The following is a 12,161-nucleotide window of genomic DNA, read 5'->3' as shown; positions in this document are numbered from 1 at the left end:
GAGCTTAGACTGAGAGGCATGGGTTCAACTTGCCTTTAAATACGTTATGATTTAAGCCAACGGCTAAACGCGTTGGCTTAATTTTTTGTCGATAACTTAATGATCTTTGTTGTATTTAAGCGAGTGTTTAAGTGCGAGTGGATTTGCCTCATCAGCGACGGAGAGCTGGCATTATGAGTTTGTTACATTGCTTTCATAGAGCTTTTTTATATTTGGCTTGCTCGGCTGGATTGATGTTTGCCTCTCCCGTCATGGCCTCTTTTTGGGATTCTTTATTTCGTAGTGAGTTGCCCGTCGATCAAGTGACTGCACCTGTAGACAGTCCGCGTTTTGAGTTCGTCGGTGTCTTACCTGCTAATACGCAATTAGAACTTGTCGGTTATTACGTCTCATCTGTTTGTACTCGAAAGGAAATCCGTTTTCCCAGTGGTGATATTGCTAATCCTTACCGCGCGACATTCGAAGAAACCTCAGTGCTGCGGCAAGTGATTAGCAGTGGTAGCAAAGCGAGTGAGTTTTCGCTGCCCTTAGCTTTGAACGGTGGCGGCGATTGTCAGTGGCGGCTTGAGGATTTAATGCTCGATGTGACAATACTGCCGAACCATCCGTTGTGGCAAAGGGCTAAAGCACTTAAACAACAATACCTTGCTAAGTTGCAGCGCACTTCTGTTGTGGATGCGGCACAAGTTGCTAGCCAAACGACGTTGCCGACTCAAGTGTCACCCCACGATGATTTTTATTTAAGTCATGAACTTAATATCGATCCTATTCATGCGGGTAGCGAGGCGGATAATTCGTTGCTTGCGACTACGCCTTTATCTTTAGCGCCAGTTTACTATCCAGTATTTATTCATTCTCCTAAGGAAGACAAACCCTTCGAGGCTAGGCTGAAAAGTAGTTTGCAGCAAATTTCTAGCCTATGGGCTAGTCCTTATACTCAAGCGGTTCGTCGCGGTGATGAGGCTGTGATGCGGGTGAATTTTAATCCACAGATTGCCGAACAGTATGAGGTCAATGTTTGGTATCAGCCTGATACGGTTGAGGTGAATTATCCCGATGGTACTCAATATACTTATGCTAACGGTGATGTGAAATTGTATGCCTATGGTAAACCTGAATCTCAAATCAAGACGTTAGCTCAGAGTGCCAAGGCCGAAGATAAGCGCTTCTTGGCACGTATCTATGAGCTTGGGCACGCCTTACCCAAGGATAAAATTAAGGCACAGAAATATTACCGTGAAGCCGCTGAAGCTGGCGATATTGAGGCGCTGCATTGGATGCGAGATCAAGCGGGTTACGCGGGGCGTGCCGATGAAAAGATCTATTGGCTGGAACGCGCCGCAAGCTTTGGTGATAACGCGGCAAAGCTTGAGTTAATCCGTTTACCTTTATCGGTTATCGAGCGTGGCTTGGTTAATACAGGTGCGGATAAGGTCCGTGAAATGCAAGCATGGCAGCAGTTAAATCAGCTAGTTGAGCAAGGGTTGCCTGAGGCAAGAAGTCTGATGGCGTTTTATCAAGTGTTATCTTGCTCGCCCTATTTTAATGCTACAACGGCATTGGAAAATTATCGCCAAAGCGTTAAAGCTCAACCTGATTTAGCGCGAGATGCTGCCGAAACCTATTATTACTTTAAAGAGGATTTTGAGCAGAGCGAAGAGTTTTGGAACATTGCCGCCGAGCGAGATCTTTACGCCGCCGCTGAACTTGCCAATATCCTGTTATTGGAACCCTATCGAGATACGGTTAACGCGCGATACTGGTTAGAAAAAGTGACAACCTTGGGTGCTAAACAAGGTTTGCAGGCGGATATTCTAGGCAATGCTTACTTTCAGTTCGCAACCTTATTAGATAAAGGCGAGGGTGGACCGGCCGATGCTAAAGCAGCGTTAACGCTTTATCAGCAGAGCATTGAAATGGCAGAGCGGTTTTCAAACGACTATGCAGTGAGGGCCAAGGAGAGAGTGCAAGTGCTCGAAGGGATGCGCTAATAACGTATTGTCGCTAAAGACTCTATGACGTCAGTGTCGCTTATTCAGCTTATCTTCAATAAAAATCCCTGCCGAAGCAGGGATTTTGTTATTTATTCAAATGCTTGATTTATGCGTAATGGCTAAAACTGCTTATTTAAGTAATGCGAGTCATCAAACTAGCGTAAATCAACCAGCAGTGCGACTCCTGAACTCTGGGGTTCACTTTGCACTGTGATGTAATACCACCCCACGTTTGGCGCATTGACTGTGATGCTTTCCCGCGTGTTGGCGGGTGTCACAGAGGCTGCATCGAAGTGTTGAGCATTCGCCCAAGTCGTCCCCGAAAACAGGCTAACATCACCACTGCCGTGGGCGGAGTTGATGCTTAGCTGATTAGTTCCCTCTGGTACCCAAAGGTAATAATCGTTGCGCCCATCGGCGGTGCAAATGGCTTTGCCAGCACTGAGCTCACCATAACTTAAAGGTGATTGCGTCGCGCAGGCGTTGGCAATGAGCACCGGATCGGGTGTGTTACTCGTGCCTGTGCTTAAGGTCAGTGTTACGCCGCTAAACTCAGTGGCAGTATCAATCGTGATATAACGCCAGCCACGATTGGCGCTGAAGCTAAGCGATTCTTGATTTCCTGCTTGAGCGCTCTTTGCATCGGCATTATCTGCGTCGGCCCACTGACTGGCATTGAAGTAAATATTGGCATCCCCAGAGCCGCCCTTAGTGGTGACAGTGAACTGGGTATTATCTTCCTCAACCCAGAAGTAGAAGCTGTTACGCCCGCCACTGATGCACTCATTTTTGCCTAGGGTGAGCTTACCGTAATCTAAGGTCACTGCGCCACAATTGGCTGGTGGCTCAGGATCCACGCCGCCATCCCCCAGTTCGGGGTCGATTTCAGCAAATAGCTCAGTGGTGCTGACTTGCATATCGACGCCGCCAAAGTCCCCCGATAAGGTAATGTAGTGCCAATACTCGTTAGGGTTTAACTGCACCTTAATCACTTGATAATTACCATTACCGATACCAGCCCCTTGGTTTTGCTCAGGGCTTGCCCAGCCTCTAGAATCGAAATAAATGTCGGCATCTCCCCAACCACCGCCAATCTTGATCCAAAGCTCTTGGGCTGTGCGATTGGTATTGGTGAAGCTGAAACTGGCGCGGCCGAGTTTTGAATCGATACATTCCATCGGCACATCAATTTTCAGGCTGGCCGATTCAGTGTAACGGTAGGCTTCGTTCGTCACTTGGCAAGGCGAGTAATCCTTACTGATTGTGCCCGCTGGTCCTGTCCAGTTGCCTTCGCGGCCACTGGGCTCAGCGTCGACATCACTCGGGCCCTTATCGACTATGCCATCGTCAGCCGTGCTTAAACCACTGGCGAGCCAACCCTGCCATTCGTTATCGTAACGTGTGCCGATATTATCCATAAAGGCTTGATATTCTGCATATTGATCGTTGCGTAGGTAGGCCAGAATCTGTCTCACATCGTCCCTGTGGTGTTCAAACATGAAACGCACCGCTAGATAACCCCAGCGATAGATGCGGTCTTGGCCAGATTCATAGTTGTTTTTGAAGATGGTCGATAACATATACTCACCGGTTTCGCCCATGGCAATTGCCGCAGGGTTTGCGTCACGGTAAGAGATGTATTCTGCGAGGCCTTCAATCCACCAAATGGTATTGGCCGAAGTGCCACGACTAAAGTCACCAAACAGGTTATAGCGTCCATCGAGGTAGTGTACGTATTCGTGTTGCAGGTTCCAGACGTGGAAATCTGGCGTGCGCCATTCGGCTTCATAGGCGATAAAACGTGCCTGATTTTTGAGTCCAGCGGGCGAACCTTCTAAATACATGCCACCATTGTCGGTACTGATACCAAAGATACTGTTGGCTAAGGATTTATACTCAGACGAACTGCCGAAGATCACTAGCTCTAAGTCATCGTTGTTATCCTGCCCCACGGGTTGCATGCCCGTTTCGAGTTTACTGTGGAAATAACTTTCTTGGCTGGTCAGCACATCACAGGCCCATTTGGCTTGATCTTGATAGAGATCTTGGGCGCGGATCTTGAGGCTGTCGGAGCATTTCCAATTAAAAGGTAAAGCATCGGCTTCTAACTGCGCCTTAAAACCACAGATATTGTAATCGTTACAATGGCTGCGATCGTAATAGTCGGCCATTTCTGCCGCCGCGTACCAAAGCACTTTGCTCGGTTCGGTTTTGCTGGTGCTGCTGAGAATGTTTTTGACCAGCTGGGTCACTCGTGGACGCATGGCATCAATGTAATACAGCCTAGATAACTCTTTAACTGAGTTGACCAAAAGGTACTCTGCATTGGTGCCTAACAAGTTGCGATGTTCGAGTTGGAAGTTATTCAGCGCATCTAAAATCCCTTGATCACGCGCGAACAGCGCCTGCATGTCATCATTCCATTGGGCGCGGAATAAGGTGGTAAACACTGAGTTTGCTGCGGCGTTCATGGCGAAACTGGCTTGCCAGTTAGCGTCGTAGTCCGTTAGCACTTTTATGGTGACATGATTAAAATCGGCGCCGAGCTCGGCAGAGTCAATCAGGATTAAGGCTTCTTTCAACACACCAGCATTAGCATCGGAGACAGTCCAAATCGCAGCGTTCGCAAATAAAGCATTAAGGGCAGATTTTAAGCTGACCTTAGCAGCATTGCTGTAAGCGGGCACATCATTTGGGCTGTAAAACTGCACATAAAGGGCGGCACGAATAAAGTAAATATGGGACTCAAGATGCTGAATATCGACCCCTGTGTAGTCCTTTGCTTTAGTGGCAATGGCGTTGGCCACACTGATCACATTGGCCTCGCTAAATAGTGCGGTCGCGCTACTGCCTTTGAGGCTATAGAGTTTACCGACACATTCGGGCGTAGATTGGCTCAGTTCATTGACTAGTGCCTGACCTGATTTCCCAACAAAGTCACTGCAGTCGCTGACTTGCATCGCGGCGCTACGATTCTGCAACTTAAGTGGGGGTTGTTCCGAGACCTCTATCTGACGTTTTTGGCGTGAATGAATCTTAGGCTGCTCTGTCATCGTCGGATCATTGGGGGATGCCATCAATGGCGTCTCCCGCAGTAGCGGTCTATGTGATTCAATTAAGCTAATCGGTGCAGAGGGCGGTGGCGGGACGGGTTGAGCTGGTGAACTGTTTGGTGTGTTGTTGCCTAATGGGGGGCTTGCATGAGTGTTATGGGCAAGAACGGGAGTTGCAATCGCTAAGCTAATTGCTGCGAAGAGTAGTGTGTTTTTCATTGTGAATCCGTAGTTATCTAGTCTGCAAAGCAGATCTTCCTTGGGCGTTATTTGATGCATTTAACACAGACTTGCATCAAACCTCATTGGATTATTTGCGTGATAACAATAGCGCGACAAACATCGCAGCCAGCAAATAATGCCTCAGAATAATGGCTGTAAGTTTTTAATATATCTAGTATTTGTCATAATATTTTTTTGATACATCTTTTCTGTTCAGCTTAGGTTCAGCTTTCAGTTCAAATGGTTAACGTCAGCCGCTTGATTGAGTGTGATGGAATATAGAATGGAATAACTGTGGCTATTTGGCTTGAAATTGCGCTAGCTTAGCCGCATTAAGGTTTAGCAAATGAACCGTTTAAGCATAGCAATCTGCTATTAGGTTGGCGCCATTCTCACAGGAGCTTTTATGTCAGCTTTACCAAGCGAGTACACCCATATTCATGTTGAGCAACCTGGGGCGCCCGAGGTGATGCGGCTATCGCGCTCGCCTTTGCCTGTCCCTGCGGCGGGGCAAGTGTTGATCCGCGTACATGCAGCAGGAGTGAATGGCCCCGATGTTAAACAAAGGGTGGGCGCGTATCCACCGCCACCGGGTGCATCACCGATTATTGGTCTTGAGGTTGCTGGAGATATTTGTGCCCTCGGTGACGGCGTGAGCCAATGGCAAGTTGGCGATAAGGTATGCGCCTTAGTGCCGGGCGGTGGTTATGGCGAGTATGCACTGACCTATGCGGCCCATTGTTTGCCGATCCCGACGGGCTTTAGTTATGTGCAGGCGGCTGCGCTGCCAGAAACCTTCTTCACCGTATGGGGTAACCTGTTTATGCGTGCGGGACTCAAAGCGGGCGAGACGGTACTGATCCACGGTGGCTCAGGTGGCATTGGTAGTACGGCTATTCAGTTGGCCAGTGCGCTGGGTTCAAAAGTGATAGCGACGACGGGACAGGATGAGAAACGCGATTATTGCTTGAGCCTTGGCGCCGCTGAAGTCATCAACTATCGTACTCAAAACTTTGTTGAACCTGTGATGGCACTCACTCAAGATAAGGGCGTAAACGTGGTATTTGATATCGCGGGTGGTGATTTTATCAATCTTGACTTACAAGCCTTAGCGATGGACGGGCGTATGGTGTCGGTAGCTATGCAACGGGGGCCTAAGGCCGAGGTTGAGATTTTCCGCCTGATGGCAAAACGTATCATGTGGACAGGGTCGACCCTAAGACCGCAGAGCGTGGAGGCCAAAGCCGCCATTGCCGCTGAGTTATTGGAGAAAGTTTGGCCGTTGTTAAACGCCCCTAAAATTGTCCCCAATATTTTTGCAACCTTTCCATTAGCACAGGCCGCTAAAGCCCATGCTTTGATGGAGTCGGGTGAGCACAGGGGCAAAGTAATACTGACTGTCATTTGAGCTAGGCATACTTGGTTTTGCAGCGACATATTTGCTTTAAGTCGCTGCCATTCGAGTCAATCTAGAAGACATTCTGACATCATAGTGGCTTAGTCATTGTTCGGTAAATATGAGTTTGTAGCGCTGTAATTAAATCTTCATGGATAACCTTGATGGTTAACTTTACAGCAACCTCGAATTGTTAACGTTGATGACTCATCAAACACCATAGATATGATTGCTTTTTCTTGGGAATAAAACTTGCCGCGTCGATTTTTTAGACTAAAGTCGTTAATGATTAAACTTTTTGGGTACTTTGGCAGAAATTAATTCGTAATTAGTGAAAATTTCATGGTATGAGGCATTGATTATCGGAAATATTCTGTAAAAATACCCAGTTGAAAACGTCAGAGACTTTCAGGCGCTATTCGTGGATCAAAGCAAGCGATGCTTCGCTTATTCAGGCTAAAAAACTCATGGTGTATGTGTTGATTTAAGGGTATTAGCATATATGTATAACACAGCAAAGAAACAGGTTTGGTATGGTGAGCTGAGAACATCGAAAGGCAACGCGATTGTCGTCCATGACAACCAGCTGCCCGATGCCTCCCCAGGACGTATCTACCTATACAATACCGATCGCGATGCGATCATTGAGTATGTGGAAGATATAGTCAAAGTGAACCTATACGACTTAGATGAGGCTGCGTTAAAAGCTGCTGAGGCTAAGTTTGGTGGTGCATGGAAGGCGGCAAGATCTCAATTTATGAGTAAACATCAAGCTCGCATTGACTTGAACAACGTGAAGGAAAGTGCGCCTGTACGTAAGGCGAAGCCTGAAGTTGAACCAGAAGTCGAATCTGATGCCGTTGGCGTGGATTTTGACGATGATTGGGGCGATGATTTTGATGATTAACACAGTGTCGGCCTAAGGGCTAACACTGTGAGTGTAAGGAATAAAGTAGTGTTTATTTTATTCCTTATCGCTTTATTTATTCCCTTCTGCTAAACCGCGCTTTCCTCGTTTTCTCAATTTTTATTGCGAATGGCTACGCATCGGCATCGAACTGATAACGACTGATGTGGTGATAAACCTTGCCTGGCATTAACCAAACGTTATCACCAAAGCGCTCGCCTTGGTTCGGTGAGTCTGGCAGCATTTGCGGCTCTAAACACACAGCATGATGTTGATTTAATACCTGTTGATTGCGACCTACAGTGCCATTTAAAAAATTAGCACAGTACAGCTGCACACTCGGTTGATTAGTATAAACCGTCATAGCGCGACTGCTGATGGGACTGCTTAAACAGCCAAAACGGGCGAGTGAGCCATCGGGATTATTCATCATATAACAGTGATCATAACCGCGAGTGCTTGCGAGTTCAGCGGCATGCAGCTTATCACCTAAGCGTATTGGTTGACTTAAATCGAAAATCGACCCAGTTGTATCGGCAATCCCAGTGGGAACACTGACATCGTTCATGGTCAGATAGCGCTTGGCATCGATTTGCATCAGATGCTTATGATTGGTCTCTGTGCCATCGAGGTTGAAATAACTGTGTTGGGTGAGGCTTACGGGACAGGCTTTATCGACGGAGGCTAAGATTTCTACGTACAAATTATTGCCTGCGAGGCGGTAATCCAGCTGAACTGTGCAATTACCGGGGAAACCCATGTCGCCATCTGGGCTCATTAAGGTCAAACGCACACCATCGGGGAGTTGACCTAGTTGCCAGTTTTTACGATTAAACCCTTCACGGCCGCCGTGTAAACAGTTAGTCGCTTGGTTTACATCTAATTGATAATCATGACCTTGATAGTGCATTTTGCCGTTAGCGATGCGATTTGCAAAGCGGCCTGCAATGGCACCTAAATGAGCCGATTGGGTCAAGTAATCTTCGGCGCTATCACAACCTAAAACGATATTGGCACGTTCGCCGTGTTTATCAGGGGTCCACAGAGCGCGGATAATACCGCCTAAGCTGATGACTTCTAATGCGAGTATGCCATTGTCGATCCGAACCCGTTCGATTTCACCGCCGCGGGGATCTGTCCAAGGATCCAAAACACTGAAACGTACCATTTAGCTTCCCTCTGTGTTGAATATGCTCACTGCTTATTGTGTTAAATGAGTATGTTAACCCTATTATTTGCCATCAACAGCATAAAGTTCAGTGATGAATTCGTATGTTATCGACGGCGTAGTCACTCTATTCGGTTGTCTTTGATTTAAATGCGGCTAAGTGCTTGTTCTAGCAAATTGCCTGTTCTGGCTAGTTATCTATGCGCCCCGCGCCAGCGCTGGCGGAACATAAATACACTGTGGCATCGATGGCGGTTTTTTCGAAGAATTCATGTTCAACGGCGGCAACAACAGCGTCCGTCAGTTCATGGTCGACCAAGGCGACCACGCAGCCGTCGGTCATGCGGATGCCACCACGTTCGCCGATCACTTGGCTGACAATTTCAACTAAAGTATCAAATTCGGGCAGTGTGACTTCAAAATCATCACGCAGTGAAGCATGGGATTCAGCCATTAAACGACTGAATTTTTGGATGTTATTTTGCTCTAGGGCGCGAGCAGCATTTTGAGTTCTTTGGTTCTCAGTGACGACGTGTTTCGCTCGGCGGTATAGCACTTCATCTAAATCGGCCTTTGCGCTCTCTAGTTGGCGTAAATCGAGGTGACGCAGTGCATCTAAGCCAAAGTACTCTGCCGCTTGTGCACACTCAGTGCGACGTTGTTCATTGGTCGCGGCTAAGCGTTGTTTCTCGATATGGGCATCTATGATGATAAGGCTTAGGTTTTCTGGAATGGGAATGGCTTCGCTATCGAGATCTAAGCAGTCAATCAGGAGTGCATGGTCTTGCTCACCCATGGCGCTGCACATTTGATCCATGATGCCACAGGCCGACTCAACATACCTGTGCTCGCCGCGCTGTGCGAGTTGCGCCACTGCCATTGGGGATAAATGCAGTTGGCTGGTATCACTAATGGCTGTACCGAAGGCGACAACGAGTGCGCCCGAAGATGAAAGACCTGCGGCAAGTGGCACATCGCCCACAATGGCTAAGTCTAAGCCCTTGGCTAATAAGCCAGTTTGCGCCATAGCCGCAGTAAAACCTTTGAGGTAATTCACCCAGCCATCTTGCGGGTCCATGTCGTTTTCTTGGCCGAAAACCCACTCTTTAATTTGTCCGGGAAACGCATCGGCGACGGCTCGAAACTTAGTGTCGTCACGGCGTTTTACCGCAATCACTGTATGAAAATTAATGGCTGCGGGGAGTACAAAACCGTCGTTGTAATCCGTGTATTCACCGATCAGATTGACGCGCCCTGGGGCTTGATATAAATCGTCGGCTTTAGTGCCAAAGGTTTGGACAAATAACTTAGTGGCGCGCTGCGCAGGGTTTGACATGCTGTAAAAAATTCCAAAAAAGCTGAGCTAATTTCGTTACCGTCATCGATTTATATCACGACTGAGTCAGTGATGTAACTGAGATTTTTTGCTGAAATGGCGATAGGCTGCAATGAGTAAATCGATACTGGGATGAGGAGGAAAAATAGCGTATTGAGTGTTTTATCTAGTTAATTGATTTGTAACGATTAGTCAGCATTTAGTTGGATGCCGCACAAACTAGCAGAGGATGTTACTGCTCGTTTGTGCGACCTGTTATGGCGTGATTTTAATTTAATGCAGCATTAGCAGGCACTTAACTATGTGGCTCCACATTAAGTTTAGGATCAGGCACTTGTACAGTATCTTCCGCTTGAGCGGCGTTTTTCTCTGAGTCTTGCAATAGCTCGTAAATAACATGATCCACAAAACCGGCACCAGCGGCTTCGTACAGGTTGTACACACTGTGTACACCCGATTCTCGAAGCGCCGCGGCATCATCACTGTACTGCACAATTGCACTGATTTTGCCTTGATAATTCAGTTTTTTGAGTTGCTCAACTGCAAACATATTTCCCGCGTGGTGCGGCATGGCTAGCAGTACCAGTTCAAGATTAGGTGCTCTGTCGAGTTTTTCCCAAAAGTCGGTATCTGAGGCGTCACCTTGCACTACATTGCGACCCTTTGTTTTATGTAAGTCGACTAAGTCTTGCTTGTGTTCAATACCGAGAATTTCCCCATCAAATTGTTCCCTGAGTTCATCATAGGCACCGCTACCAATACGGCCCATGCCTAAGATTAAAAAGCGTGGATTGCCAATGGCGATGGGTCTGTCTTCTGGGTGTAACGGGCGTTTTTCGAGCTTGATTAAACGCTGCTGGAATCGCTGGTAGATATTACCGACGGTGGCGTTAAGTGGCGCGGCGAGTAAAAAACTAAAGCTCAATGCCATGGCGATGATTACTAGCCACTCGGGAGGTAACCAACCTTTATAGGTGGCTACTGCGGCGACTATTAAACCGAATTCACTGAAGTTACCTAGGTTAAATGAGCCCAACATAGAGGTACGTGAACGCAGTTTAAAGCGAGTCAGAATGTAAACAAATAGCAGGATTTTAAGTGGCACTAACAACACCAATAGCGCCGCGAGGACGATATCCGATACCGTAGGTAAGCCGTTGAGCCCTATGGTTAAGAAGAAGGCAACGAGGAAGAGTTCTTTAAAATAGAATAAGGATTTTGCCAGCTCGGAGGATTTTTTGTGGCCCGCCAACAAGATGCCGATAATCAGTGCGCCGAGATCGGGTTTTAAGCCAACAGATTCAAATAACCAAGCGCCAACCACGAGTGCCATAACTAGGCCAAAGAGCACTAAGAGTTCACCGTGGCCGACACGGTCGAACGCTTTATAGATGAGCGGTTTAGCCAGTGGCAGTAAGAGTAATGCAAAGGCCCATACCGAAGGTACATCGCCTTTAGAAATAGTTAAAAACAGTACGGCGAAGATATCCTGCATAATCAAGATACCAATAGCGACCCGGCCGTAGAGGGATTGCACGTCTCCTTTATCTTCTAACACTTTGACCGCAAATACGGTGCTGGAGAAGCTTAACGCGAAGGCAATTAACGTCAGTTGTTCTAGGTTCAGACTCGTGAGTTGGCTTAAGCCCAGTAAGCCGAAGAGTTTTAGAATCGGCACAAAAATCACGATTGATAGCACTAAGTGCACACTCGACCCCGCCCACACTTCGGCCTTGAACAGGCTACGAATATCGAGTTTTAACCCTATGGCGAATAACAGTAAAGTGACGCCTAGGCTGGCGAGTTCTTGCAGTAATGGCAGACTTTCTTTATCTATTCCTAAGATGAACAGTACAAAGCCTGCCACTAAGTAGCCGATGAGCGGAGGGAGTCCTATACGGCTGACGAGCATGCCGCAGATGAGTGTAATAATGAGGATGCCTGGTTCCATGATGCTCCAATCTAAAAAGTCTAAAATTGTAAGTGATTGTATAAGAAATCTATGACACTTGGATAAAAAAGCGGACTTTTAATGAAAAAAGTCCGCTTTTTATTGGTGTTGCGGTAAATACACTTGGCCGTTAA

7 protein-coding genes are annotated in these 12,161 nt (G+C 47.2%); 3 read left to right on the top strand and 4 right to left on the bottom strand.

Translation table 11 applies throughout. The features are described 5' to 3' along the window. The first annotated feature begins 173 nt into the window (after positions 1-173). Positions 174-1,991, top strand: a complete 1,818-nt coding sequence (locus L5M11_RS07130) for a sel1 repeat family protein (RefSeq protein WP_198573425.1) — start codon at positions 174-176, stop codon at positions 1,989-1,991. Between the two features lie 158 nt (positions 1,992-2,149). Here L5M11_RS07130 and L5M11_RS07125 read toward each other — a convergent pair whose 3' ends face one another. After that, positions 2,150-5,266, bottom strand: coding sequence for a M9 family metallopeptidase (locus L5M11_RS07125; RefSeq protein WP_263191735.1), 3,117 nt, complete (start codon positions 5,264-5,266; stop codon positions 2,150-2,152). 409 nt (positions 5,267-5,675) lie between these two features. Here L5M11_RS07125 and L5M11_RS07120 point away from each other — a divergent pair, with 409 nt between their 5' ends. Both L5M11_RS07120 and L5M11_RS07115 read left to right on the top strand, forming a co-directional pair. Further along, positions 5,676-6,677: an NAD(P)H-quinone oxidoreductase gene (locus L5M11_RS07120; protein ID WP_263191734.1), complete on the top strand. Its 1,002-nt coding sequence runs from the start codon at positions 5,676-5,678 to the stop codon at positions 6,675-6,677. 490 nt (positions 6,678-7,167) lie between these two features. Next, on the top strand, positions 7,168-7,572 hold the full coding sequence (locus L5M11_RS07115; protein ID WP_263181798.1) for a hypothetical protein: 405 nt from the start codon (positions 7,168-7,170) through the stop codon (positions 7,570-7,572). A gap of 133 nt (positions 7,573-7,705) precedes the next feature. On the opposite strand, the gene L5M11_RS07110 is transcribed toward L5M11_RS07115, so the two are convergent. From L5M11_RS07110 to L5M11_RS07100, 3 genes are all read right to left on the bottom strand, one after another. Then, positions 7,706-8,740: an aldose epimerase family protein gene (locus tag L5M11_RS07110; RefSeq protein WP_263191733.1), complete on the bottom strand. Its 1,035-nt coding sequence runs from the start codon at positions 8,738-8,740 to the stop codon at positions 7,706-7,708. Positions 8,741-8,930: 190 nt separating this feature from the next. Continuing rightward, a complete protein-coding gene (gene galK / locus L5M11_RS07105) occupies positions 8,931-10,076 on the bottom strand; it encodes a galactokinase (RefSeq protein ID WP_028761840.1) in 1,146 nt (381 codons plus the stop codon). 295 nt (positions 10,077-10,371) lie between these two features. Further along, a complete protein-coding gene (locus L5M11_RS07100) occupies positions 10,372-12,027 on the bottom strand; it encodes a cation:proton antiporter family protein (protein WP_263186714.1) in 1,656 nt (551 codons plus the stop codon). Positions 12,028-12,161 lie beyond the last annotated feature (134 nt).

The sequence above is a fragment of the Shewanella sp. SM87 genome (assembly GCF_025653705.1).
GTDB classification, from domain to species: domain Bacteria; phylum Pseudomonadota; class Gammaproteobacteria; order Enterobacterales; family Shewanellaceae; genus Shewanella; species Shewanella oncorhynchi.
The sequence above is the reverse complement of the archived record's forward strand: the minus strand, read 5'-3'. Positions and strand labels throughout refer to the sequence as shown.